General features: G+C 69.5%; 23 protein-coding genes. 6 read left to right on the top strand and 17 right to left on the bottom strand.

The window, feature by feature from the left end; genetic code table 11:
- Positions 1–83: 83 nt before the first annotated feature.
- Positions 84–677, top strand: coding sequence for a PaaI family thioesterase (locus ABZU76_RS23615; RefSeq protein ID WP_354873113.1), 594 nt, complete (start codon positions 84–86; stop codon positions 675–677).
- Here the strand turns inward: ABZU76_RS23615 and ABZU76_RS23610 are convergent.
- Positions 667–1,389: a helix-turn-helix domain-containing protein gene (locus ABZU76_RS23610; RefSeq protein WP_354873111.1), complete on the bottom strand. Its 723-nt coding sequence runs from the start codon at positions 1,387–1,389 to the stop codon at positions 667–669. The genes ABZU76_RS23615 and ABZU76_RS23610 overlap by 11 nt on opposite strands.
- 215 nt (positions 1,390–1,604) lie before the next feature.
- Here ABZU76_RS23610 and ABZU76_RS23605 point away from each other — a divergent pair, with 215 nt between their 5' ends.
- On the top strand, positions 1,605–2,270 hold the full coding sequence (locus ABZU76_RS23605) for a DUF4097 family beta strand repeat-containing protein (RefSeq protein ID WP_354873109.1): 666 nt from the start codon (positions 1,605–1,607) through the stop codon (positions 2,268–2,270).
- Positions 2,271–2,505: 235 nt separating this feature from the next.
- Here the strand turns inward: ABZU76_RS23605 and ABZU76_RS23600 are convergent, their stop codons facing one another.
- The 14 genes from ABZU76_RS23600 to ABZU76_RS23535 form a co-directional block, all read right to left on the bottom strand.
- On the bottom strand, positions 2,506–6,012 hold the full coding sequence (locus ABZU76_RS23600; protein ID WP_354873107.1) for a tetratricopeptide repeat protein: 3,507 nt from the start codon (positions 6,010–6,012) through the stop codon (positions 2,506–2,508).
- Between the two features lie 699 nt (positions 6,013–6,711).
- Positions 6,712–7,680 carry a glutamate ABC transporter substrate-binding protein gene (locus ABZU76_RS23595; protein WP_354873105.1) on the bottom strand — a complete coding sequence of 323 codons (969 nt, stop codon included), beginning with the start codon at positions 7,678–7,680 and terminating at the stop codon, positions 6,712–6,714.
- A 148-nt stretch (positions 7,681–7,828) separates the two neighbouring features.
- Positions 7,829–9,241 (bottom strand): hypothetical protein, encoded by a 1,413-nt coding sequence (locus ABZU76_RS23590; protein WP_354873103.1) that lies wholly within the window; start codon positions 9,239–9,241, stop codon positions 7,829–7,831.
- Between the two features lie 95 nt (positions 9,242–9,336).
- Positions 9,337–9,648 carry a DUF397 domain-containing protein gene (locus ABZU76_RS23585; RefSeq protein ID WP_354873101.1) on the bottom strand — a complete coding sequence of 104 codons (312 nt, stop codon included), beginning with the start codon at positions 9,646–9,648 and terminating at the stop codon, positions 9,337–9,339.
- Positions 9,645–10,508 carry a helix-turn-helix transcriptional regulator gene (locus ABZU76_RS23580; RefSeq protein WP_354873099.1) on the bottom strand — a complete coding sequence of 288 codons (864 nt, stop codon included), beginning with the start codon at positions 10,506–10,508 and terminating at the stop codon, positions 9,645–9,647. Before ABZU76_RS23580 ends, ABZU76_RS23585 begins: the two co-directional genes overlap by 4 nt.
- A 121-nt stretch (positions 10,509–10,629) precedes the next feature.
- Entirely contained in the window at positions 10,630–11,877 is a 1,248-nt protein-coding gene (locus ABZU76_RS23575) for a GAF domain-containing protein (protein WP_354873324.1), read from the bottom strand.
- Between the two features lie 263 nt (positions 11,878–12,140).
- On the bottom strand, positions 12,141–13,280 hold the full coding sequence (locus ABZU76_RS23570) for an acetoin dehydrogenase dihydrolipoyllysine-residue acetyltransferase subunit (protein ID WP_354873097.1): 1,140 nt from the start codon (positions 13,278–13,280) through the stop codon (positions 12,141–12,143).
- The gene (locus ABZU76_RS23565) at positions 13,280–14,293 is read right to left on the bottom strand and encodes an alpha-ketoacid dehydrogenase subunit beta (protein WP_354873095.1); all 1,014 of its coding nucleotides are present in this window, start codon (positions 14,291–14,293) and stop codon (positions 13,280–13,282) included. The genes ABZU76_RS23570 and ABZU76_RS23565 overlap by 1 nt, the downstream gene beginning before the upstream one ends.
- Positions 14,294–14,307: 14 nt before the next feature.
- Positions 14,308–15,264 (bottom strand): thiamine pyrophosphate-dependent dehydrogenase E1 component subunit alpha, encoded by a 957-nt coding sequence (locus ABZU76_RS23560; RefSeq protein ID WP_354873093.1) that lies wholly within the window; start codon positions 15,262–15,264, stop codon positions 14,308–14,310.
- On the bottom strand, positions 15,261–16,310 hold the full coding sequence (locus ABZU76_RS23555) for an NAD(+)/NADH kinase (protein ID WP_354873091.1): 1,050 nt from the start codon (positions 16,308–16,310) through the stop codon (positions 15,261–15,263). The genes ABZU76_RS23560 and ABZU76_RS23555 overlap by 4 nt, the downstream gene beginning before the upstream one ends.
- Positions 16,311–16,588: 278 nt before the next feature.
- Complete coding sequence (locus ABZU76_RS23550; protein WP_354873089.1) at positions 16,589–16,810, bottom strand: heavy-metal-associated domain-containing protein; 222 nt, start codon at positions 16,808–16,810, stop codon at positions 16,589–16,591.
- Positions 16,811–17,014: 204 nt separating this feature from the next.
- Positions 17,015–17,218, bottom strand: coding sequence for a cold-shock protein (locus ABZU76_RS23545; protein WP_013222289.1), 204 nt, complete (start codon positions 17,216–17,218; stop codon positions 17,015–17,017).
- Between the two features lie 227 nt (positions 17,219–17,445).
- Positions 17,446–17,676 carry a hypothetical protein gene (locus ABZU76_RS23540; protein ID WP_220247900.1) on the bottom strand — a complete coding sequence of 77 codons (231 nt, stop codon included), beginning with the start codon at positions 17,674–17,676 and terminating at the stop codon, positions 17,446–17,448.
- Positions 17,677–17,955: 279 nt separating this feature from the next.
- Positions 17,956–19,617, bottom strand: a complete 1,662-nt coding sequence (locus ABZU76_RS23535; protein WP_354873322.1) for a thiamine pyrophosphate-dependent enzyme — start codon at positions 19,615–19,617, stop codon at positions 17,956–17,958.
- A 177-nt stretch (positions 19,618–19,794) separates the two neighbouring features.
- Between ABZU76_RS23535 and ABZU76_RS23530 the strand changes: the two genes are divergently transcribed.
- The 4 genes from ABZU76_RS23530 (at position 19,795) to ABZU76_RS23515 (ending at position 23,566) form a co-directional block, all read left to right on the top strand.
- Positions 19,795–21,015: a hydroxyacid-oxoacid transhydrogenase gene (locus ABZU76_RS23530; RefSeq protein ID WP_354873320.1), complete on the top strand. Its 1,221-nt coding sequence runs from the start codon at positions 19,795–19,797 to the stop codon at positions 21,013–21,015.
- A complete protein-coding gene (locus tag ABZU76_RS23525; RefSeq protein WP_220245829.1) occupies positions 21,009–21,422 on the top strand; it encodes a thioesterase family protein in 414 nt (137 codons plus the stop codon). The genes ABZU76_RS23530 and ABZU76_RS23525 overlap by 7 nt, the downstream gene beginning before the upstream one ends.
- An 87-nt stretch (positions 21,423–21,509) precedes the next feature.
- On the top strand, positions 21,510–22,133 hold the full coding sequence (locus ABZU76_RS23520) for an isochorismatase family cysteine hydrolase (protein ID WP_354873086.1): 624 nt from the start codon (positions 21,510–21,512) through the stop codon (positions 22,131–22,133).
- A gap of 218 nt (positions 22,134–22,351) precedes the next feature.
- Positions 22,352–23,566 carry a cytochrome P450 gene (locus ABZU76_RS23515; RefSeq protein ID WP_354873084.1) on the top strand — a complete coding sequence of 405 codons (1,215 nt, stop codon included), beginning with the start codon at positions 22,352–22,354 and terminating at the stop codon, positions 23,564–23,566.
- On the opposite strand, the gene ABZU76_RS23510 is transcribed toward ABZU76_RS23515, so the two are convergent.
- Both ABZU76_RS23510 and ABZU76_RS23505 read right to left on the bottom strand, forming a co-directional pair.
- A complete protein-coding gene (locus ABZU76_RS23510) occupies positions 23,553–24,803 on the bottom strand; it encodes a cytochrome P450 (RefSeq protein ID WP_354873082.1) in 1,251 nt (416 codons plus the stop codon). The genes ABZU76_RS23515 and ABZU76_RS23510 overlap by 14 nt on opposite strands.
- Complete coding sequence (locus tag ABZU76_RS23505; RefSeq protein ID WP_220247310.1) at positions 24,800–25,330, bottom strand: ATP/GTP-binding protein; 531 nt, start codon at positions 25,328–25,330, stop codon at positions 24,800–24,802. The genes ABZU76_RS23510 and ABZU76_RS23505 overlap by 4 nt, the downstream gene beginning before the upstream one ends.
- Positions 25,331–25,367 lie beyond the last annotated feature (37 nt).

The raw sequence follows: 25,367 nt of genomic DNA, 5'->3' as shown, positions 1-25,367 counted from the left end.
CCGACTACTGTGCGCTGAGGAAAACGCGCGCCGCAGGTCAGGCCGCGTACCGCGAACGGCTACTCGCGGGTTAACGTCAGCGCATGAGTCGTGTTTCTGGACCGTGGCCGCCGGTGTCCGTGGAGCCACCCGCTGTGCACCCGAAGGCCCCCGCGCCCGGCACCGAGCTCGGCGTGCATTTCGACGAGTGTTTCGGCTGCGGCGACGAGGTGGACGCGGGGCTGCGCCTGCGTTCGATCGTCGGCGAAGGGCACACCGTGCTCTCGAAGTTCACCGTCACGCCCGCTCACCAGGGCGCGCCCGGCCTCGCGCACGGCGGGCTGCTGGCGTGCGCGTTCGACGAGGCGCTGGGCAGCGCAGTCGGCAACCTGCTGCGGCGCCCGGCCGTTACCGGCAAGCTCGAGACGGACTTCCGCCGGCCAGTGCCCGTCGGCTCGACGCTGCACATCGAGACCCGCCTGGACGGCACGGCGGGGCGCAAGATCTACGTTTCCGCTGACGGTCACCTCGACGCGCCCGACGGGCCGGTCGCCGTGACCGCGCGCGCCCTGTTCGTGGCGGTCGGGTTCGAGCACTTCACCACGCACGGTGACCCGGCGGCGTTGCAGAAGCTGGCCGACGCGCGCGAGAAGCAGCGTCGCGCGCAGGACGGTCAAGAGTGGGAGATCAATCCCTGACCTCGGGTTTCGCGTACAGGATTTCGCGGGCCTGCTCTGCGGCGCGGGCGATGCTCTCGCCGACGAAATCGACAAACCGGGCGATATTCTCCAGGCGCGCGGCCGCGGGGGTGCCGCGGCCGAGGATCGCGACGCCCTGGCGCGCGGTCTCGGCGAGCTGGGCGTTGGCGCGCGCGCTGGCGAGGACGGACTGGTACCAGACGTCGTTGTCGGCGACGTAGCGCTCGCGGCGGCGCTCGTCGCGCTCTCTGCTGAGAAGACCCAGGCCGTCGAGGAGCGAAACGGCCTTGGAGACGGACGCCGGGCTGACCTGCAGGTGGCGGACGAGCTCGGCGGCGGTGACGCTGCCGTCGTCGCTGATGTAGAGGCAGGTCAGGACGCGGGCGGCCATCCGGGGGAGGCCGGATTGCATGAGGAGGACGGTGAAGGTCTCCTCGTACTCGCGGACGGCTTCGGCGTCGCGGCCGTGGGGTTGTGGGGCTTCTTGACTCCGGGGCGCTGCTGTCTTCTTCCGGCGCCGGGTGCGGTGCTCGGTGGCGTGGTGGGCCAGGTCGGCGCGGTACGAGGTGGGGCCGCCGTTGCGCATGACCTCGCGGGTGATGGTCGACGTGGGGCGGTCGAGGCGGCGGGCGATTTCCGCGTAGGCGAGGCTGTCGGCGAGGCCCAGGGCGATCTGCTGGCGCTCTTGCTGGGTAAGTCGGCCGCCGGGCATCTCTTCTCCCTCGTGTTGCTTGCTGGGTCGTCAGCGTAGCGTTTTATTGTGGTTCATTGCAACGGCCGTGTTGCGTTAGATTCTGCTCCATTGCAATGATTGCGCGGCTATGAGCTGGTATTTTGCTGTCCTTGTGCAACAGACTTGTTGCCTGATTCATGAACGCAACGTAGCGTTTCTCATGTCAGAAACAACGAGCACAGGAGCTGATCCAGATGCAGAAGTTCACCACCACCGCCCCGATCTCCGCCTTCGTCACCATCCCCGCGGGGCGCGTTCAGTTCATCGCCGCGGACCGCACCGACACCGCAGTCGAGGTCCGGCCGGCGGACGCTTCGAAGGCCCGCGACGTGAAGGTCGCGGAGCAGACCACGGTCTCCTTCGCGGACGGCGTGCTGCGGATCGAGGCCACGGCGAAGAACCAGATGCTCGGCGCGTCGGGCTCGATCGAGGTGACGGTGCAGCTGCCCGCCGACTCGCGCGTCTCCGGCTCGGCCGCGAGCGCCGACTTCCGCGGCGCGGGCCGGCTGGGCGAAGTTTCGTTCGAGGGCTCACACGGCGCGATCAAGGTCGACGAGGCCGCCGGCCTGCGACTGTCCACTCAGGCCGGTGATGTCTCGGTCGGCCGGCTGAACGGCCCGGCTTCGATCACGACGGGTAAGGGAAACATCGACATCGCGGAGGCCGTGCGCGGGTCGGTTGTGCTGCGGACGTCGGCCGGCGACGTGTCGGTGGGTGCCGCTCCGGGCGTCTCGGCTTCGCTGGACGCGGGGACGTCGTACGGGCGGGTCCGGAACTCGCTGCAGAACGCCGGCGGCCTGGCGGACCTGACCATCGAGGCGACGACGGAGTACGGGGACATCAACGCGCGCAGCCTGTGACTGCGGGGTTGGTGCTGGGGACGGCTGGGGGCTGGAGCGGAGCCGGACGGTTGCGTCGGCTCTGCTCCTTTGCCCTTGGGCCCGGCCTGGACAGGCCCCCGCCCACCCAGGGGGGCGTCCCCGAGTCCATTCTATCGGCCCCCACCGACAAAAACCCTGGTGAGAGCGGGTTGAGGGGTAGTTGTCCACAACCCGGACGAGTGATTACCAGGCGCCGTTCAAGCTTCGGGCAGGCCTACGTGAACGTCCGCGGACGGATCGAGTTGGCTCGGTCCACCAGCGCTACCCGGTCCTCCGTAGTCCCCGCCAAGCGAGCCAACGTGCGGTAACACCGCTCCAAACCGAACCGCACATCCCGCTCCTCCAGCGCGTACCCGAGAACCTTCGAGGTCTCAGCCGGGGAAGGCGCGGAGGGCGTACGAAGCCAGTCGTACGCGGCTTCGAGGACTTCGGCGGACAGGCGGGTCCGGCGTTCGGCGTCGAGGTTGAGGCGTTCGAGACGCAGGGAGGCGTCGAGGAGGTCCTGTTCGGAGATGCGGGACTGTTCCGAGGCGGCGCTGGATTGGGTTTTGATCTTGATGGCGGCGACCTGGGCGTCGATGTAGTGCGTGGAGGTGGCGGGGACCATCTCCAAGACCTCGACGGCGCTGGCCCGGGCGCCCTGGGCCAGGTACACGCGGGCGAGGCCGAAGGCGGCGCTCACGTAGGTGCGGTCGGTGCGCCAGACCAATTCGTAGTAGCGCGCGGCGCCGAAGTAGTCGCCGACGCCCTCCGCGCTGACGGCGAGCGCCAGCTTGGGGGCGATTTCGCCGGGGAGGTCGTCGTAGACGGCTTCGAAGGCGACGTGGGCGACGCGCGGGCGGGCGCCGGCCAGCTCGATCAGGCCGCGGTACCAGTCGATGCGCCAGTCGTGCGGGAAACCGTTGCGGATGGCCAGGTACTGGGCCGCCTGGAGCTGGCGCTGGGCTTCCACGAACTCGCCGAGCTCAATGCGCGCGCGGACGATGCGCAGGCGCACCTCGATGGACTCGCGCGGCGCGCCGGCCAGGGCTTCGATGGCTTCGCGCGGGTCGAGCGCGGTGGTGGTCGCCAGGACGCCGGCCGCGGGGTCATCGGTATCGACCTGCGGGATCGGCAGGCCGGCGACGACCTCGGCGGGCTCGGGCAGCGGCACGGTCGTGCCGGCTTCGGGGACGACGAGGTGCACGCCGAACGTGCGGCTCTCCGGCCCGAAGACCGTCGACGCGGCGGGCCGCGGTTTGCCCGTGCCGAGCGCCATGATCTCGCGCAGCACGCCCGTGAGCTGGTCGGCCATGTCCTCGGCGGCGAGGAAGCGGCGGTCCGGGTCGACGTGCGTCGCGCGCTTGAGGAAGCGGTAGTACGAACCGAAAAGCGCGAACAGCGGCACGGCGTCGGGGCCGGGCAGCGTCGACTTGAACTTCGTGGTGTAGCCCTGGAACTCGAAGCTCAGCACGGCGAGCGTGCGGCCGACGGTGTAGAGGTCGCTCGAAATCGACGCACCCTGCGTCGCCAGCTCGGGCGCGCTGTAGCCGGTGGTGAAGAACAGCGGGCTCTCGTAGTCGTCGAGCCGCCGGACGGCACCCAGGTCGATCAGCTTGAGCTGCTCGTGGGTCTGGATGACGTTGTCGGGCTTGAGGTCGCAGTAGAGCAGGCCCTGGCTGTGGAGGTAGCCGAGGGCGGGGAGGATCTCGAGGCCGTACGCGATGACCTGCCCGATCGGCAACGGCTCGGGCCGCTTGCTCTCCCGGTGGTGCTGCAGGGCGAGCTGGCGCAGCGACTGGCCGCCGACGTACTCCATCACGATGTAGCCGACGGACGTGCCGGTCTGCGCGTCCGGGTGCTGCACGAAGTTGTGGATCTTGACGATGTTCGGGTGCTCGACCTCGGCGAGGAACCGCATCTCGTTGGCGGCGGCGGCCATGGCGGTCGCGTCGCCCGTGTCGATCAAGCCCTTGAGGACGACCCACCGGTCGGAGACGTTGTGGTCCTGCGCGAGGTAGATCCAACCGAGGCCGCCGTACGCGAGAGCGCCGAGCACTTCGTACTGGCCGCCGACGAGCTCATTGGGCTGCAGCTTCGGCAGGAACGAGAAGGACGTGCCGCAGTTGTCGCACTTGCCTTCGGGGTTGGCGGGCTTACCGTCCTTGGCGCGGCCGACTTTCGAGCCGCAGTTTCCGCAGAAGCGCTTCTCCTCGGAGACGACGGGGTTCGCGAGCACGGCCGTGGCGGGATCGCGGTACGGCACGGGCGGGACGTCGATGAGGCCGGCGCCGAGGCGGCCGCGGCGGGAACGTCGGCTGGAGGTGCGGGAGCCGGTGCGCCGGGAGGTCCCGGGGAACGAGCCGGTGCCGCTGCCATGGGAGCCGCTGCCGGTGCCGGTCCCTTCGCTGCGGGTGCCCGTGCCGTGGCCTTCGCTGCGGCTCGCGGCGACGACGCTGTCCGTGCCCGGGTCCGGCAGGGATTCCTGCGGATGGAGCCGCGGCGACGGCGGCATGATGCTCTGCGTGCCGGGGCTCGGGTTCGCGAGGACGCTGGTGGGCATCGGCGCGGCGGGGTCGACGGGGGCGACCGGCTGCTGGGACTGCGGAAGGATGACCGGAGCCAGGTCGCCTGGGGGGCGGGTGGGGTCTTCTGGCTTGGCTTCGGGGTTTTCCGCGCGGGCCGGGTCTTGGTGCTGTGCCGGGTCTTGTTGCTGCGCCGCGTCGTCGGTTGCGGTCGGTTCGGCGACGCGGTTGGCCTGCTCGGAGAGCTGGCGGCCGGTGAAGGTGGCCTGGTTCGGGTCGGTGGCTTCGCTGCTGCGGTTTCCGGAGTCGGACGGCTGCTGCGCGGAGCCTTCGGGGGCGAAGGTTCCTGGCTGGACTTGCTTCCAGGGGATCGCGGTGGAGTCGGGGGTGCGGCTGGGCTGTGCGGAGGTGCCCGGGTTCGGGCCAAGCTCGGCGGGGCGGCCGGACTGCGCGGAGGTGCCCGGATTTTGGGCGCCGGTCGCGCTCGGGTCGGCGGCGCGGTTGGGCTGCGCGGAAGTGCCCTGGTTCGGGGTGCCGGTCGCGCCTGGGTCCGCCGGGCGGCCGGGCTGGGACGAGGTGCCGGGATTCGAGCCGGGCTCGGCGACGCGGTTGGACTGTTCCGGAGCCGGGCGGCCGGGGGCGTACTGGGAGCCGGGGTAGGGCTGGCCCTGGGTGCCGGGGCGTGCGGGGTGGCGTTGCTGGCCCGTGTGGGACTGGGGCGGGTAGCCCGGGGTCTGCGGGTACGCGCGGGACGGGGACTGCGGGTGCGGCGGGTAGGGCTGGCTTTGCGACGGGGGCTGCTGGCCGTAGGGAGGCTGGAGGTAGCCGGGCTGGCCCTGCTGGCCTGGACCCTGCATCTGGCCCGACCCGGGTTGGCCTTGCTGCTGGCCGGGACCGCCGTGCGGCTGCTGACCTTGCGACTGACCCTGGCCGCCCTGCGGCTGCTGGCCCTGCGGCTGGCCCGGACCACCTTGGTACGGCTGGCCCGGGTACTGCGGCTGCTGCACACCTTGCGCCGGAGTCTGCTGGCGGTAGACCGGCGTGTTGATCACGGTCGGCGACTCGGGATCCGGCCGAGCGGCCGGGTCGAGGCGCCCGGACACCGACGGCTCCGGCGTGTCCCAGCGGACCGGCGGCGGCGGAGTCCACGAGGGCGTCTCGGCGCCCGCTTTCTCGTCCGGCGCGGCGTGCCGAGGACGGCGCGGCTCCTCCGACACAACTACCTCCCGAGATCCCCGCGGAAAAAGTCCCTCATTGATCCTAGTCGGGCACCACGGCTCGGGGGTCCGGACGCCTCAGGTCCGCCCGAAGGGACCTGCCGCGCGCCGGCGCTTGGCCGACGGAACCGCCTGCGGAGCTGGGAACCGGCCCGACTGGACCATTCGCGCACGGATTCGGGCCGGCCGGTCCACTCGCGCGCGCCGCCGCGAACGGCCCACTCGCGCGGCCGCCACAGTGCGAGAGGTCCAGTCACGCAGCGGCGCCGGTCCGAACGGTCCCCTCGCGAGGTTGATACGGCGCGAGCGGTCTCCTCACGCACGGGCACCGATGCGGGAGGTCCAGTCGCGGCGACGGCGGTCCGAACGGTCCACTCGCGTGGTCGAACCGGTGCAAGCGGTCCCCTCGCGTGGTTGGTGCGGCGCGAGCGGTCCAGTCGCACGACCGAACCGGTACAAGCGGTCCCCTCACGCACCGCACCCGATGCGGGAGGTCCAGTCGCGCGGCCGCAGCGGTGCGAGAAGTCCAGTCGCGCAGCGGCGGCGGTCCGAACGGTCCCCTCTCGAGGTTGGAGCGGCGCGAGAAGCCCCCTCGCGAGGTGAGAGCGGCGCGAGCGGTCCAGTCGCGCGGGCGTGCGCGGCGCCAAGGGGCCGTTCGCGCGAGAGAGCCGTGGCGGAAGGGTGCGCCGCTCGATCGGACTACTTGTAGTTCGGCGAAGGCGGCGTGGCCGGGCCCAGGCGGGCGCCGACCCATTTCTGGTAGCTGGATAACCACGTGCCGTTGGTGCGGGTGGTTTCGAGGACCGAGTTGACGTAGCGGACGAGGTCCGGTTGGTCCTTGGGGATGCCGATGCCGTAGTTCTCCGTGGTCATGGGCGCGCCGGCGACCTTGACGGTGGGGTCTTGGGCGGCCATGCCCGCGAGGATGGTGTCGTCGGTGGAGACGGCGTCGACCTGGTGTTGCTGGAGCATGATGAGGCAGTCGGACCAGTTGTCGACCGAGATGGCCGTGGGGTGGGCCGGGTCGGTGGCGATTTTGGCCAACGAAGTCGACTGTTTGGTGGCGCAGACGCGTTTGCCCTTCAAATCAGACAGGGATTCGGCGTTGGAGGCCTTGGGCACCAGGATCTTCTGGCCGGCAACGTAGTAGACCGACGAGAAGGCCACGTCCTTCAGGCGCGCGCACGTGATCGAGTAGGTGCGGACGACGATGTCGACCTGGTGGTCCTTCAGCACCTGCTCACGTTGCGACGACGCGATCGCCCGGAACTGCACGTGGCCCTCGGCCGAGCCGAAGATCGCGGCGGCGATCTGGTTGACCATGTCGATGTCGAAGCCCTCGAGGTTGCCCGACTTGGGATTCCGGAAGCCGAACAGGTACGTGGTCTGGTCGACGCCCGCGATGAGCTTGCCGCGGGCCTTGATCTTCGCGACCGAAGGCGAGCTGACCGAGGCGCCGGCGGGAGAGAGGCTGGCGGTGGGGTCGCAACTGGAGTCGGACGAGCCACCGGCGGAGGCGTCGGGCCCGCCGACGTCCGCGGGCATCGGCCAGGCCGCGTCACTCACCGGGGCCGGGTCGATCGGCTGAAGCGCCGAGCCGCACGCGGTGGCCAATACCGCGACCACCGCCAGTGCGGCCGCCCGGAACAAGTGACGCGACCGAATCACCGGTACTCCTTCAATCTCCGCCGTCCGCAGGTCACGATGCCCGCTGTCGTCGATCTCCGTCTCACGCCGTCAGCCGACGCCGAACCCCGCCGGGCGCACGACACGGCAGCCGCCGGCCGTGCGGAGGACGTCGGGGTGGGAGCCGGGGTCACCGGTACTCCCGGAGGCGTTCGCGGACGCCGACCGTCACGCCGCCGGCGGCGAGCACCGCGAGGAAGCCCACGCCGGGGGCCAACGCCGTCAACGCGTTGTCGCCGGCCTGGGTGTCGTCCAGGAATTCCTGGCGGCAGACTTCGATGGCGTCCTGGAGGTTGGCGTCGAGGCGGGCGAAGGCGGCCGCGGCGCTGCCCTGGCTGACGGAGGTCGCGAAGTCGACGGCCTGCTGGTACTGGCCGGAGTCGTCGAGTTTGCGGACTTCCAGGTGAGCCAGGGACCACTCGCGGGCGGCTTCTTCGGCTGCCTCGATCTTCTGCTGGCCGGGGGTGCCGGCGGCGAGGTCGCGGGCCTGGCCCAGCAGGCCGCCCGCGCCGTCGGCGCCGACCAGCTGCTCGGCGAGCTTGATGAACTGCTGTTCGTACGTGCCGCCGTCGCCGCGGGCGACCAGGGTCAACGTCTCGTCGGCGCGGGCCTGCAGGGCGGCGATGCGCGCGCGGGCGAGCACGTCGACCTGCGAGCTGCCGTCGGTCTTGCCCGCGCCGACCAGGCTGCCCTGCACGACGAGCGCCACGGCGCCCCACAGCATCGACAGCACGATGCACGCCGTCGCCACCAGCAGGCCGATGTTGACCACGCGGTTGGTCTTGCGCGTGAGGTACACCTGCGTGACGACCAGCGCCGCCACCAGCGCGAGCAACAGCGCGACGGCCGCCCACGGGAAACCGGTGCTGTCGTCCTGCTCGGCGGAAAGCTTGTCGGTGTCCGCGCGGTACAGCGCTTCAGCCGCGGGCAGGATCGTCGTCCGCATCAGCTGCGAAGCCTCGCGAAGGTACGAAGCACCCGAAGGGAAGCCCTGACGGTTGTTCGCCCGCGCCGTCTCGACGATCCCGGTGTACACGGGGATCTTCTGGTTCAGGATGTCCACCTGGTGAGCGGCGTCACCCACATCGGCGGTGTCCGACGCGGCCTTCGCCAGCGCCGAACCCGCCTCCGCGATGTCCTGCTCGTACTTCTTGCGAAGGTCCGGCGGCTCGGTGCCCACCGACAGGAACGTGGTCGCCGCCGTCGCGTCCGCGTCGGACAGCGAGCGGAACACCTGCTGCGCCGCCGATGCGAGCGGTTCGCGGTAGCTGATCAGTCCACCGATGGTGTCGTCTTTGTCCTGTGCCGACAGCGTGCCCACAAGCCCCGCCACCAGCGACAGCAAAACCAAGCCCACGGCGATCACCGAAAGACGGCCCGGCGTCGTCGCCGCCGATCTCACGATCGCGCGCACCGCCTGGCCCGGCAGCTCCAGCAAGCCCGCGATGCCGCTGCGGCCTTCCGGTTCCTCAGGCGGGGGCGCGGAAGCACCCGTACCGCCAGTGCCCGCAGACGTCTCCGGCCGCGTCACCGTGCTGGTCATCCCCGATCCTCCCCGTACGCCACCCGCAGAAGGTAGCCGGTCGCGGAGAGCCGGGCGAACCTCACCCGGAAGGTGTCACCAGCACGTGATCTCGATCAGTGCCCGGCAGGGGAGGCTGCGGAGGTGAGGAACGCGGTCCAGGCTTCAGCCGAAACGGTGAGGTGACCCGCACCACGGTCCTTCGTGTCCCGCACGCCGATCTCGATCGACGGAGTCGCGGTCACCTCAACGCAGTTCACCTCGGAGGTGCTGTATGAACTCTTGTTCCAGGCGCCGACCTCAACGCAGTTGGCTTGGGTGGTGCTGTGCGAGCTCTTCTGCCATGCACCGACCTCGACACAGTTGGCCTGCGTGGAGCTGTAGGAACTCTTCCGCCAAGCGGCCTGGCTGCGACCGGGGACGATCATGGTACTGGCTCCTCAGGTGTGTTGAGATTGCCGATGACACTGGCAATCAGCCTAGCGGAGTCCTCCGGTGACAGAGCAACGGCAATTAGTCCTTTCCAGCCGCGTTTCGCCCGAGTGACTGGCTCGTCATCCTCAAGGAAGCTACTGGCACCAACGGTTTCGGCGTAGGCAAGAGTGGGTTCATCGACAAACTCAAGAAGCAAGAACGGTCCCTCCAGCCCTGGGTGCCCACCCGCCGAAAATGGCACCACCTGAAGAACCACGTTCGACCGGTTGGCCATTACCTGCAGGTGTTGGAGCTGGCCGAGCATGATCTCGGGGCTCCCGACCACTCTGCGGAGCACCCCTTCATCGATCAGTAGGTGCACCGTCGGTGCGTCTATCCGGCCAAGCACAAGCTGCCGGTTCAGTCGAACCGCGATGAGCTTCTCGATCTCGCCATCACTCAAGCTCGAGTCGATGCTGTGCATGAGTGCCCGGGCGTACTCAGGCGTCTGCCCAAGGCCAGGGATCAGCAGCGGTTCGTAGTTCTTGATGGCCGAAGCGTGGTCCTCGAACCGAATCAGTTCCTTCCAGTTCGGTGGAAGTTTGCCGTGGATCTCGTGCCAGTTCCGCTCTTCCCCTTCGCGCAGCAGGGTCAGCAGCTCCTGGCGTTTCTCCGTCGGCGCGTGCAAGAAGCCGAGGATGGCGGAGACGTCGTCCACGTACAGGCCGCGGTCGCCGGTCTCCATGCGGCTGATCTTGCTCTCCGAGAAGCCGAGGCCCTCGGAAACCTCTCTGCACGTGAGGTTCGCCTTGATCCGCAAGGCCCGCAGCTCGGCGGAGACCCGGCGCTGCCGCACCGAAGTTCGCTTGGTCATGGTGCACACCATCGCCGCTTGCCACGCGGGCAAGAAAGATCACTCACACCAATGGTGGTTGCGCGTACGCGGGGCAACCCGCGCGTGCCGTTGCTTCGCAAGGCAAAACTAGCCCGCAGCGTCAACCAGCGACGGCCGATCCGTGGACGACGACTTCGATGTTGTCGGCGAACCGGTACGGCCGCCCGACGATGATCCCGCCGACGATCCGCCGCAGCCGCGAAACCTCGGCGCGGACGGTGACCGTGCGCGTCGCGTCGCCGAACAACACTGACGAGAGTTGTGAAGCGCTGCAGCCGTTTCGGTGGGCGGTGAGGGCGTACAGGAGCTGTGCGTGACGCGGGGAGACGCGGTGGGTCCATTCGCCCGCGGAGCCGTGGACCGTGAGCACCGGTTCGCCGGGGATGCGCAGGTCCAGGGAAACCCGGGTCGGCGGAGCAGCTTCGGAGTCGGTCATGCGAATGAGCCAGCCGCCGGGCAGTGGTTCGACCACGCAGTGGCCGTGGGCGGGCAGCCACAGCGGGCCGGGTCCCACCGACGCGGGCAACGGCAGCCGGCCGGAGGGCGCGAGGCCGGCGGCGGCAGAGATCGCGGAGGGAGTGGTGGTGGCGATCCAGCCGTGCTGATCGGTCACCAGCGCGCGGCCGGAAACCTTGGCCAGCAAGGGAACCGCGATGCCACGCAGGCGTTCGAGGTCGGTCAGGTGCGTGGTGCGCAGCTGGGACTCGGCGAGGCGGCCGACGGCGTCGACGAGGGCGAGGGTGGTGGCGTGGACCGTCGAGGCGGGGCCGGAGAGGTCGACGACGCCGAGGAGCCGGCCGTCGCGGGGATCGTGCAGCGGGGCGGCGGCGCAGGTCCAGTCGTGCTGGGCGCGGACGTAATGCTCGGCGGAGTAGACCTGCACCGGCCGCCGAGCCACGAGCGCCGTGCCGATGGCGTTGGTGCCGACGGCCGCCTCCTGCCAGTCGGCGCCCTCCACGAAGCCGAGCCGGTCGGCGCGGCGGCGGACGGGGACGGAGCCGTCGCGCCAGAGGACGTGGCCGGCGGCGTCGACGATCACCATGATGTGCGCGGCCTGCTCGGCCAGGCTGAGCAGGCCGCCGCGCAGAATCGGCAGCAGCGGGGCGAGGCCGCTTTCGCGGCGGCGTTCTTCGAGCTCGGCGGCGTCGAGGATCGGCGAGGACGCGCCGCGGTCCGGGTCGATGCCGAGCCGCTGCACGCGGGACCAAGACTCGCTGATCACCGAACGCGGCGCGCTGGGCAGCGCTTCGCCGGCGATGGCGGCTTCGTGGACGCGGGCGAGAGAGCGCGCGTGCCGCCGGGGGTCAACCCCGACCGGCAACGCTGCCTCGAGGTGCTGCTGGCCCAACAACCACCCGCTCCTAGTCCGACTCCCCCAACGCCACATTCGGTGCGCTCAACGCACCCAACGCCACATTCGGTGCGCTCAACGCACCCAACGCCGCATTGGGGTGCTCCTCACCCGGCCTCCGGCGCCAGTGTGCAGGTGGTCGGGCCGTGATCGGAAGGGGCGGTGACTTCACCGACAGAGTCGATCAAGGGTCGTGCAGTGGTCGAGCAAGGGTCGAGCAGTGGTCGAACAAGCGTCGAGCAAGGCCGTGAGGGCGTCGGTCAAGGCCGTGCCGATCTCTCCGTCGCCGCCGAGACGACCTCGACAACCACCTCGACGACGGCCGACGGTTTCTCCAAGTGGACCAGGTGGCCGGCGCCCTCGACGGAGTGGACGTCCGGGAGGCCGGCCGCGTTTTCGGGTGGGAGGACGTCGTCTTCGCTGCCCCAGACCACGGTGACCGGGCCTTCGTACCGGGCCAGGAGCGGGGCGATGTGCAGGGCCGGGGTGTCGTCGTCTTCGAGCAGGGTGCCGAGGAGTTTCTCCAGGACTCGGTCGACGCCGTCGAGGCGTTTGTATTTGAGGAGGTCGTCGGCGAGACGGCGCGTGACCAGGTCCGGGTCGGCGAAGAGGGCGCTGAGGTGGGGTTTCAGTTCTCGCCTCGACGTGGCGGTGGCGAAGCCGCGCAGGTAACCGGCGTTGATGCGGTCGCCGAAGCCGGCCGGGGCCACCAGCGCGAGCGAAGAGACCTTCGCGGGTTGTGCCGCGGCGGCAGCCACGACGACGGCGCCGCCGAGCGAGTGGCCGACGAGGTGCGCCTTGGTGACGTTGAGTGTTTCGAGGAAGCCGAGGACGGCGTTCGCGAGGGTGGTGAGAGAGCCGTCGCCGACGTCCTTGGTGGACTCGCCGTGACCGGGGAGGTCGAGCGCGTGGACGGTACGGCCGTCGGCGAGCGGCTCCTGGACGAAGAGCCAGGAGTTCTTGTCGCCGCCGTAGCCGTGGACGAGGACGACCACCTCGCCGTCGGCGCCACCGTCACCGAGGGTGGCGTAGCTGAGGGTGCGGCCGTCGACCTCGACGGTGCCGGTGACCGGTCCCGCCGCCTCCTCGACCACGCCTTCGGCCAGCTCCCGCAACGCGGTTTCGGCGGCTTCGTCGACCTCGGCGTCGGCGACGGAGGCGGGCGCGACCAGGGCGATCGTGGCGCCGACGGGCACGTCCTCCCCCGCCGGCGCGATCACCCGGCGCAGCACGCCGGAGCCCGGGGACTCCAGCGTGCCGGTGATCTTGTCGGTGTCGATGTCGACGAGGTCGTCACCCTCGGTGATGTCATCGCCTTCGGTGGCGAGCCAGTCGGTGATGCGGCCCGTCTTCATCGACAGACCCCACTTGGGCATGGTCACGCGCTGGATCTCGGCCATCACCGAGTCCAGCCCACCACGGCTTTCGCCGCGTTGACCACCTGCTGGGGGCCCGGGATGTAGAGGTCTTCGAGCGCGTCGGAGAAGGGCACGGGCGTGTGCGGCGGCGTGACCATCTCGATGGGTGCGCGCAGGGACGCGAACCCTTCGCGGGCGACGAGCGCGGAGATGTCGGTGGCGAGGTTGCAGCGCGGGGAAGCCTCGTCGACGATCACGAGCCGGCCGGTGTTCTCGACGCTTTCGAGGATCGTCTCGGTGTCGAGTGGACTGGTCGTGCGCGGGTCGATCACCTCGGCCTCGACCCCGGTCGAGGCCAGCTCGCGCGCGGCTTCCTCGGCGACGCCGACCATGCGGCCGATGGCGACGATGGTGACGTCCTCGCCGTCGCGGACGACGTTGGCTTCGCCGAAGGGAATGGTGTAGCTGTCTTCGGGGACTTCGCCGGAGGTGTCGTAGAGGGCCTTGTGCTCGCAGAAGATCACGGGGTCGTCGTCGCGAATGGACTGGATGAGCAGGCCCTTGGCCTCGTACGGGCTGGAGGGCACCACGACCTTGAGGCCCGGGATGTGCGTGAAGATCGGGTACAGGCACTGGGAATGCTGGGCGGCGGCCCGCAGGCCCGCGCCGTACATCGTGCGGATCACCACGGGCGTGCGTGCGTTGCCGCCGAACATGTAGCGGAACTTGGCCGCCTGGTTGAAGATCTGGTCGAAGCAGACGCCCATGAAGTCGATGAACATCAGCTCGGCCACGGGCCGCTGGCCGGCCGTCGCGGCGCCGATGGCCGCGCCGATGAAGGCCGATTCGGAGATCGGCGTGTCGAGCACCCGGCCGGGGAATCGGTGGAAAAGTCCTTTGGTGACACCGAGAACGCCGCCCCACGCGTCTTCGTCGCCGGGGCTGCCCGCGCCGCCGGCGTTGTCCTCGCCCATCACGATCACCGACTCGTCGCGCTGCATCTCCTGCGCGAGGGCCTCGTTGATCGCTTCGCGGTAGCTGATCGTGCGTGCCATGACTCGCGCTCCCTTCAGTACGAGACGTAGACGTCGGTCTCCAGGTCGGCTCGGGTGGGTTTGGGTGCGGCTTTGGCTTCCGCCACGGCTTCTTCGACAAGTTTCGCGACTTCGGTGTCGACCTTGTCGAGGCTTTCCTCGGACAGCTCGCCGCTTTCGACCACTCGGGTGCGGAAGCGCTTGAGACAGTCGAGGTGCTCGCGGGCGTGGGCGACCTCGTCGGCGCGGTAGGCCTGCTGGTCGCCCTCGAAGTGGCCGAAGTAGCGCGTGAACTTCATTTCCAGGAGCGTGGGACCGCCGCCGGCGCGGGCGCGGTCGATGGCCTCACCGGCGGCTTCGGTCACGGCGAAGAAGTCGTAGCCGTCGACGATCACGCCGGGCATGCCGAAGCCGGCGGCGCGGTCGGCGATGTTGTCCGAGGCCACGGACCAGGTGCTCGACGTGGCTTCGGCGTAGCCGTTGTTCTCGGCGACGAAGACCGCGGGCAGGTTCCAAACGGACGCGAGGTTGAGGGCTTCGAGCGTGGTGCCCTGGTTGCTGGCGCCGTCGCCGAAGAAGGCGACGCCGACGCCACCGGTCCCCTGCTGCTTCGCGGCGAGCGCGGTGCCGCAGATGAGCGGCGGGCCGCCGCCGACGATGCCGTTGGCGCCGAGCATGCCCTTCGACAGGTCGGCGATGTGCATCGAGCCGCCCTTGCCGTGACAAGATCCTGTGGTGCGGCCGTAAATCTCGGCCATCATGGCCTTCACGTCCACGCCCTTGGCGATGCAGTGGCCATGGCCGCGGTGGGTGCTGGCGATGGTGTCGCGGCGGTCGAGGTGGCTGCAGACGCCGGTGGCCGAAGCCTCCTCGCCGGCGTAGAGGTGGACGAAGCCGGGGATGTCGCCGGTGGCGAACTCCTCGTGCACGCGTTCCTCGAACGCGCGGATCGTGCGCATGGTGCGATAGGCCTCCAGCAAGGTCTCCGTCATCGTCGACGCTCCTTTCCCTTCGTAGGCGCACCGCCTTCGGTGGATGTGGTGCGCAACAACCCTCGTTGGGCCGCTTCGGCCATCACCGCGCGGACGTCGACGCACCACGGCCCGTCGGACCGGAGCTCGACGTACGCGCTCTCCCCTGGCTTGAGTTCGAGCTCGCGTTCACCGTCGACGGCGATCACGCCACCGCCCGCGGCGAGGTCCACGCGCATGCCCTGCTGGAGCACGCCCCAGCCGCGCACGCCGACGGCTTTCACCAGGCCGGGGGCGATGGGCGCGTGAACCACGTGCGGGGTGGCGCCGACGGGCCCGAGCTTGAGGGCGACGCCGTCGGCGCTGGAGCGCGGGCTGGGGCAGAGCTGGCCCGCGATGCTGGACAGGCCGATGCCGTCGGGCTCGGCGAAGGTGCAGTAGAGCTCGGTGAGCGACGCCGGATCCCACAGCGCCTTCGCGCCGACATGCTTGCTCAGGGTCACGGCGACGTCCACCAGGGCGATCTCGCGCCGCGCCTTGGTGACGACTTCGAGCTTGCTGACGCGGTGGGTGACCAGGTCGGGGTCGATCTGACCGCTCGCGATGAAGCCGGCGGCGAGACCCGCGACGGTGGCTTCGCGCATCTGCGGGAAGGCGTTGTTGGTGCCGGTCGACAGCGCGAGCAGCGGCACCTCGCCGCACGCCTTCGCGGCGACCCGGGCCGTGCCGTCGCCGCCGAGGCAGACGATCACGCCGGCACCCGCGTCGACCATCCGGCGGACGGCGTTGATCGTGTCCTGCGCCGTGCCCGTGAGCGGGTCTTTGTCGCAGAACTCGACACCCGGCAGCGGCTCGCGGCTCAACCGGCGGTGCACGGCCGCGGAAATGCCGCCGAGGTCGGTGGAAACGAGCGTTCTCTCGACGCCCGTGATGGCGAACGCGGCCAGCACGCGCTGGACCATGTTGGCCTTCTCGGCCGTCGGGAACACGGACGCCTGCGCCACCAGCCGCCGGATGTCCCGCCCCGACGCCGGGTTGGCGACGATGCCCGCCACACCTGGGCCCACCACAGTTCTCCTTGTCCTGCTTGTGCCGGTTCAGCAGACCGTGTGAAGCCGGATAGGGGAAGGGTTGCGGAGGGTTGCAGCTCGATTGCTCACCCGGACGGCCCAGTACTTCGGCCGGGGGAATCACCCACCCGAGGCAGGGCACGAAGGGGCACACCGTGCGACACGGCTTGCGCCGATCCGGTGACGTCCCCGCGTGGGCGGCGGCCGTGACGGCGCGACGCAGTGCTCCGAGGCAGTGCTCTGAGGCGGTGCTCTGATCCGCCGGCTCTGATCCGCTAGACGAGTGCCGCGGTGCCTTCGTAGGTGTAACCCGCTTCTTCGACGGCACCGCGGACGGCGTCCTCGGTGAGCTCTTCGGCGCTGCGCACGACGACGCGGCCGGTTTCGACGTCGACCTCGACGCTTTCGACGCTCGGAAGTTCGGTGATTTCCTCGGTGACCGACTGTGCACAGTGGCCGCAGGACATCCCGGAGACGGTGTAGCCGTTCTCGATCATGGCGCGCAGCCTACGAGGTCCACGTCAGACACGATCGGGTGATAGCGGGGTGACCCGGAGGCACGGAAGTCGTTGTCCGGCAAGGGAAACCAGATCGTGAGACGGTCTGCGGCAAAGCAGACGACAGCACTGACACGACAGCGCTGACAATGAAAAAGGCCGCCACCCGTAGCGCGGGTGGCGGCCCCTTCACGAAGGTCTAGGTCAGATGACGGTGACCGACGTGGCCTGCGGGCCCTTCTGGCCCTGGCCGATCTCGAACTCCACGCGAGCGTTCTCTTCGAGGCTCTTGAAGCCGTTACCCTGGATCTCGCTGTAGTGAACGAAGACGTCGCCGCCACCGTTGTCGGGGGTGATGAAGCCGAACCCCTTCTCGGAGTTGAACCACTTCACAGTGCCCTGAGTCATTAAATATCTCCATACATAACACCAAAAACGGGAAGCCACATCAGCACCCCGAGTCAAACCCGGGCGGTTTGCTTCCTCGAGTGAGGAGACACTACGCCCGCTGATATCTGCGAGCGTAACTCACAAAAATCAAGACCATCGAAAGTAAAGCACAGCTTGTGGCACGTGGACAACCCGAACCACCCGGACTCACCCTGGTGAACAGGCGTGAGCCAGACCGGGGTGAGCTATTCGCCACTCGCCGGACGCAGACCGCCGCCGAACGGCGAACGCCAGCCGGCGTCCTGGTCACCGACCACAACGGCCACGTCGTGGGCCTCCGCGACGGCGCTGAACAGCACCGGCACGACACCCGAGGTCTCGCGGACCTGCTCCGTCGCCGTGCGCGCCCCGGCGGCACGCGCCGCCGCGGTGCGGGCAGACGAACCACGCGAAACCGTGGTCTTTTCGTCGGCCATGTTGAAGCTCCCCTCGTTCCCACCCGCCTCCCAGCGGGCGATGCCGTGATGATGTCACCCGGCACCGACAGAAACCGGCCGTTCCCGTCCGGACCAGACCACTGAATCGGTAACCCTCGCACTGTGGAAGCGTGCGCGGCGCGTCCCGATGTGACGCTGCATGTGACTGCCGGATCCCGGTTCTCCCGCGAACCCCTGGGAACACCGTCAGGCTACCGGAGCCACCCCCCTGCGGCCACTGAACTTTCCCGGCGTTTCCCGTTGCGCGCCGGAGAAAAATCACTGCCCGGGTGATTGCGGGCGAACCGCGCTCAGCAAGGTGCTCAGGCGGACGTCGGGCGTTACGACGTCCGGGTCCGTCCTCACATCGATCACACACGGACGCTGGCGCACCAACGCACTCGCGACGATCGCCTCGAGCTCTTCGCGATCGTCCACCGTGTACCCGGCGGCGCCGAGCCCGCGGGCCCACGACGCGAAGTCCGTGAGCGGGATGGTGACGCCCGAAAGCCGGCCGTGCGCGCGGGCCTGGTGCATGGCCAATGCCCCGTGGACGCCGTTCTGAAACACGACCACCATCACAGGCGCTCGGTAGCGGACGGCGGTCTCGATCTCCTGGCCCGTCATGAGGGTGCCGGCGTCGCCGACCATCGCGACGACGGCGCGGCGCGGTTCGGCGAGCTTGGCCGCGATGGCGGCGGGAACGGCGTAGCCCATGGCCGCGTTGCTCGGGCCGAGCTGGCTGCGCGGCGCGGTGAAGCACCAGTAGCGGTGCATGAACTGCGCGAAGTTGCCTGCGTCACTGGTCACGATCGTGTCCTCGGGCGCGAGCTTGCGCAGGGCGCGGATCACGTCGACGGGGTGCACGCGCGTGTTGCCGCTCGTGTCGGGCGGGGTCATGAAGGTGTGCACGGCGGCGTTGGCGGCCGAGGCGCGGCGCGTGCGCGGCGTCGCGATCGAGCGCAGCTCGCGCAGGAACGGCTCGACCTCGGAGTCGACGCGGAAGGTGAGGCCGCGGCGGCGCTGCTCGTCGATACCGGTGCCGACCAGCACGAGCGTCTGCTGCGACGTCGGGTAGCGGTAACCCTGGGTGGTCACCTCGTCGAGCTGGGTGCCGAGGGCGAGCACGAGGTCGGCGCGTTCGAGGGCGTCGAGCTGGCGCGCGGGGATGCCGAGGCCGAGGTGGCCGGCGTAGCGCGCGTGCGTCTCGGGGAAGGCGTCCTGGCGGCGGAAGGCGTTGTAGACGGGCAGGGCGAGCTCGTCGGCGACGGCGATCAGCTCGTCTCGCGCCGAACGCGCGCGGCCGCCGACGATGACCACCGGGTAGCGGGCCTCGTCGACGAGCCCGGCGACGGCTTCGGCCGAACGGCCCAGCGTTCCGGTGATCGGCGGGCGCACCTTGGCCGCCGGTTTGGCCGAGTCGTACGGCACCCCCCACGCGTCACTGGGCACGCCGAGCACAACCGGTCCCGGACGGCCTTCGCGACAGCGCGTGAGCGCTTCGGCGAGCAGGCCCGGCACCGCGTCGGGGTCTTCGGCGCGCACGCACCACTTCGCGATGGACTCGAACATGGCCGTGAGGTCGGAGGTCGGCAGCTCGCCGGTGATCGCGCGGTCGAGCGCCGGCGTCTCGAGGAGGACGACCATCGGGGTCTCGTCCTGGTAGGCCGTTTGCACGCCGATGGCGAGGTTCGCGGCGCCCGGGCCGCGACTCGCGAGCAGCACGGCGGGGCGCTCGGTGAGCTTGCCCTCCGCTTCGGCCATGAACGCGGCGCCCGAATCGTGGCGCGCGGAGACGAGGGTCACTTCGCGCTCGCGCTGCAACGCGTCGAGCAGCTCCAGGAACGCTTCGCCGACGACCGCGTACACCCGGCGGACCTGGGCCTCGGTCAGGATGCGCACGGCCGTCTGGGCGACGGTCGCTCCTACTTGGTATCTAATGAGGAGAGCTTAGGGCGGCACGGTTCACCGCAGTCAAGTGATCTTCGGGGAATGACCGCGAAAATGGGACGAATGTCCGCTTTGACCGCCCGCTGGCAGGAAGCGAGGACCCAGGCCTTGACGTCCACCGAGCATGAAACCGTTTTCACCTATGGCGCGCCCGCGTTGAAGTACGGCATGGGAGCCAGCGACGAAATCGGTTACGACCTCACGCAGTACGGCGTTCGCCGGGTACTCGTGGTCACGGATCCGACCGTCGCCGAGACGGGGTGGCCGGCGCGGATCGCCTCGGGGATCGAGTCGTACGGGATCGCGACGGAGGTCTTCGACGGCGTCCACGTGGAGCCGACGGACGTGAGCATGCAGAAGGCCGTGGACTTCGCGCGCGGGACCGGGCCGTACGACGCGTTCGTGGCCGTGGGCGGCGGGTCGAGCATCGACACCGCGAAGGCGGCGAACCTGCTGACGTCCAACGAGGGCTCGTTGATGGACTACGTCAACGCGCCGGTGGGCGGCGGGCGGGCGCCGTCGAACCCGTTGAAGCCGCTCGTGGCTGTGCCGACCACGACGGGGACCGGGTCGGAGAGCACGACGGTGTGTGTGCTCGATGTGTTGTCACTGCGGGTGAAGAGCGGGATCAGCCACCTGCGGCTGCGGCCGACGCTGGCGGTCGTGGACCCGCGGCTGACCGTGACGCAGCCGGCCGGGGTGACGGCCGCGTCCGGGATGGACATCCTCTGTCACGCGGCGGAGAGCTACACGGCGAAGCCGTACACGTCGTTCGACCGGAAGAAGCCCGAGCAGCGGGTGCCGTACTGCGGGTCCAACCCGTTGGCGGACATGTTCGCGGAGAAGTCGTTGTCATTGCTGTCGTGGGCGTTGCCCAGGGCGGTGCGCGACGGCTCGGACCTGGAGGCGCGCGAGGCGATGGCGCTGGCCGCGACGTTCGCGGGGCTGGGGTTCGGCAACGCCGGGGTGCACATCCCGCACGCGAACGCGTACCCGATCGCGGGGCAGGTGCGGGAGTTCCACCCGGACGGCTACCCGGGCGACGAGGCGATGGTGCCGCACGGGATGGCGGTGTCGCTGACGGCGCCCGAGGCGTTCCGGTTCACGTTCTCCGCCGCGCCGGAGCGGCACCTGCGGGTGGCGCGGCTGCTGGCGCCGGACTTCGAGTGGCCCGGGGACTTCGAGGACCACCTGCCGGCGGTGCTGGTGAACCTGATGCGGGAGATCGGGATTCCCGCGGGAATCGGCGCGGTGGGGTATGAGGAGTCCGATGTGGACTCGTTGGTCTCCGGCACGGTGAAGCAGCAGCGGTTGCTGGCGACGGCGCCGCGGGAGCCTTCCGAGGACGACTTGGCCGGGATCCTGCGGGCTTCGGTAAACCTGTGGTGAGTTACCCGTTCTGGCAGACGATTCCGTTGCGGTGGAAGGACAACGACGTCTACGGCCACGTGAACAACGTGGTGCACTACTCGTTGATGGACACCGTGATCAACACGTGGCTGATCGATCGCGGCGGGCTGGACATCGAAGCCGGCGAGGTGATCGGGCTGTGCGTGGAATCGCGGTGCCAATACCACGCTTCGGTGTCGTTCCCGGGGTCGGTGCGGGTGGGGCTGCGGGTGGCGCACCTCGGGCGGTCGAGCGTGCGGTACGAGATCGGGATGTACACCGCCGCCGAGGCGCTGGTGGCGGAGGGGCAGTTCGTGCACGTGTTCGTGGACCGGGAGTCGCGGCGGCCGGTCGAGGTGACGGGGAAGCTGCGGGAAGCGCTGGCCGAGCTGGTCACGGCCGATTGATTTCAGCCAGTGGAAACCCTCCTGGTGGCCGTGTGGTGCAGCCGGTAGGTTCCCGTCTCCCGAAGCGGCTCGACCGAGGTGGCGACTGTGCGATTCGACGAGGAGAAGCTGAACCCCGCCAAGGCGGCCGTCGTGGTGGTGGACGTGCAGAACGACTACTGCCATCCCGACGGCGCGTGCGCCCGGCGGGGCGAGGACGTGAGCGCGGCCAAGGAGATGATTCCCCGGCTGCAGGCACTGCTGGCCGGCGCGCGGGCGCACGACGTGCCAGTCGTGTTCGTGCAGACGGCACACGAGAAGGCGACCGACTCGGCGGCGTTGACCGCGCGGTCCGGTGGCCGCTCCGGCGTGGTCTGCCGGGCGGGGACGTGGGGCGCGGAGTCGTTCGAGGTGGCGCCGCTGCCAGGGGAACCTGTCGTGCTGAAGCACCGGTACAGCGGGTTCGTGAACACCCGGCTGGATTCAGTGCTGCGCACGCTGAAGGCCGAGACGCTGGTGATGGCCGGCGTCAGCACGAACGTGTGCGTGGAATCGACCGCGCGGCACGGTTACATGCTCGACTACCACATCGCGTTCATGGGCGACTGCTGCGCGGCTTTCACGCAGGCCGAGCACGACGCGGCGCTGGTGAACATCGACAAGTACTTCGGTGCGGTGATGGACGCCGATCAGCTGCTCGGCACGTGGGATTCGATCGCGCCGGGGGGCTGAGGACGGCCTCGATCGGCGCTTCCCGAGGCGGTAATCCCGCTGACCGGAAAAACTCTAGAGAGTGACGCGAGGCCCGCGATCACTACGCACGGACACCGAACGACGTTCGGCCGGTAATCCACCTGGAGCAGTGGTCTACTCCAATGGTCTGAATTTTCCCCGCGCACGCAACGTCCGTCGATAACGTGGTTACTCCACCGCCCGAGCGAGGGAGCTCCATGACCACGGCACGTCACGCGCCGGACATTCTTTCCGCCGAATTCGCAGCCGACCCGTATTCCGCGTACGACATCATGCTGGAAGACGAACCCATCGTCTGGCATGACGGCATGCAGAGCTACATCGTTTCCCGCTACGACGACGTCGCCCGAGCGTTTCGGGAGCCCGTGTTCACCACGGACAACTACAGCTGGCAGCTGGAACCCGCGCACGGGCGCACGATCCTGCAGATGAGCGGGCGCGAGCACTCGATCCGACGGGCGCTGGTGGTGCCGGCGTTCCGCGGCAACGAGCTGGAGCAGAAGTTCCGGCCCGTGATCGAGCGGAACTCGCAGCAGCTCATCGACGGCTTCCGCAGCCGCGGCGAAGCCGACCTGGTGCAGGACTACGCGCGCCACTTCCCGATCAATGTGATCGTGGACATGCTTGGTCTGGACCAGAGCGACCATGAGCGGTTCCAGCGCTGGTACACCGCGATCATCGGCTTCCTCGGCAACCTCAGCCAGGACCCGGACGTGGCCGCGGCCGGCGTGCGCACACGCGAGGAGCTGGCGGAGTACCTGATCCCGATCATCCGGGCCCGCCGCGAAAACCTCGGCGACGACTTGCTTTCCACGCTGTGCTCGGCCGAGGTCGACGGCACGCGGATGAGCGACGAGGACATCAAGGCGTTCTGCAGCCTGCTGCTCGCCGCCGGCGGGGAGACCACCGACAAGGCGATCGCCAGCGTGTTCAAGAATCTGCTGGAAAACCCGGCGCAGCTCGAAGCCGTGCAAGCCGACCACGGGCTGATCCCCAAGGCGTTCGCGGAGACGCTGCGCTACACGCCGCCGGTGCACATGATCATGCGCCAGCCCGCCGAGGACATCGAGATCGCGGGCGAGCGCGTGCCGGCCGGCAGCACCGTGACCTGCCTGATCGGTGCGGCCAACCGCGACCCGCGACGGTTCGAGAACCCGAACGAGTTCGACATCTTCCGCACGGACCTGCCGACGGAAACCGCGTTCTCGGCGGCCGCGAACCATCTGTCGTTCGCGCTGGGCCGGCACTTCTGCGTCGGCGCGCTGCTGGCGAAGACGGAGATCGAGGTCGGCGTGGCGCAGCTGCTCGACGCGATGCCGAACGTGCGGCTCGCCGACAACGCGGACACCCACGAAGCGGGGGTGTTCACACGCGGACCGTCGGCGTTGCCGGTGCGGTTCAGCCCCAGCTGACGGCGTGACTCGCGACGTAAGTCGGCGTGAACGTGACGGGCAGTGACTCCAGCCCGCGCATCCACATCGACCGCTGCCACTTCAGGGACTCGTCCGGTACCGAGAGCGACAGATCGGGCAGCCGGTCGAGCAGCACTTCGACGGTCGTGCGGGCGATGACCTCCGCGACCTCGGGCGCGGGGTGCGGGCAGCCGTGCTCGCCGTGGCCGAACGACATGTGCGCGTGGTTCCCGGCGGCGCCGCCGGCGAGGTCGGGACGCACGTGCGGGTCGGCGTTCGCGGCGGCGAGGCCGAGCACGAGCAGGTCGCCGGTTCGGATGCGGCGGCCGCCGAGCTGCGTGTCGCGCGTGGCGAAGCGGCCGATGAAGTTCTGGGTGGGCGTGTCGTGCCAGAGGACCTCGTTGAGGGCCTCGCCGACACTGCCGCGCCCGCCCGAGAGCGTCATCGCGAAGCGGTCGTCGGTGAGCATCAGCCGGATGGTGTTGCCGATCCAGTTGGCCGTCGGCTGCTGTGCGGCGGCCGTGACCACCAGCAGGTCCTGCACGATTTCGGCGTCGGTGAGCCCCGCGGGGCTGTGGGCCATGTGCGAAGGAACGTCGTGGCCGGGCTGCCGGTGCTTGAGCGCCAGCAGCCGGCCCATGGCCTCCTGCACGCGGCCGTACGCCGGGATCGCGTCGGGGCCGACGTCGAGGGAGATCGCGACGTCGCGCACCAGCGCCGGGGTCTCGGCCTCGGGCATGCCGTACATCTTCGCGATGGCCAGCAAGGGAATCTGCATCGCGAACTGCGTGATGAGGTCGGCCTCGCCGGTGCCGGCGAACGTGTCGATCAGCCGGTCGGCGATCTGCTCGCAGTGCGCGCGCAGGTCGAACTGGTCCACTGCGGACAGTGCGTCGCCGATCGCGCCGGCGCGGCGGCGGTGTTCCAGCGCCTCGGTGAACATCACCGACGGGTTGTGCGCCACGTAGGGCAGCAGCGGCCAGTCGGCCGGCACGTTCTCCCACTGGTTCCAGCGGCGCGTGTCGCGGGCGAACAGCTGGGAATCGCTGGTGACCTGGTGCAACTCGCGGTAGCCGCAGACCAGCCACGCGGGGACGTCGCCGTCGAGCAGCACCGGGGCGACACCGCCGTACTCCTGGCGGATCCGGCCGTAGAGGGTGGCCGGATCCTCCTGGAACTGCGCGCCGTAGAGCTTGACGAAGTCCTCTGTGGACACTTCAGGCCGGTGTTCGGTCACGGCTGGTTCTCCCGAGCGGTGGACAACGAGTAGAGGTGGTCGACGAGCGAGATCAGCACCTGCTTGGACGAGTCGCGGCGGCGCGCGTCGCAGTCGATCAGGGGCACGTCGGGTGAGAGGTCGAGCGCGTCGCGGACCTGGCTGAGATCGTGCGCCGGCGGCTCGAAGTTGTTGCGCGCCACGATGAACGGCGTGCCGTGGTGCTCGAGCCGGTCGATCGCGTACCACGAGTCGGCCAGGCGCCGGGTGTCGACGAGGACCACCGCGCCGAGCGTGCCGGAGAACAGCCGGTCCCACAGGAACCAGAAGCGCTCCTGGCCGGGCGCGCCGAACAAGTACAGCACCATGCGCTCGTCGAGGCTGATTCTGCCGAAGTCGAACGCGACCGTGGTCGTGGTTTTCCCTTGCAGGCCCTGGTCGATGCCGACGCCGGCCTGCGTCATCGTCTCCTCGGTACTCAGCGGCCGGATCTCGCTGACCGACCGGACCATCGTGGTCTTGCCGACGCCGAAGCCCCCGACGATCACGATCTTCAGCCCGTCGGCGGCCGTGGCGGCCAGCGGG

The sequence above is a fragment of the Amycolatopsis sp. NPDC005232 genome (assembly GCF_040607795.1).
Taxonomy (GTDB): domain Bacteria; phylum Actinomycetota; class Actinomycetes; order Mycobacteriales; family Pseudonocardiaceae; genus Amycolatopsis.
The sequence above is the reverse complement of the archived record's forward strand: the minus strand, read 5'-3'. Positions and strand labels throughout refer to the sequence as shown.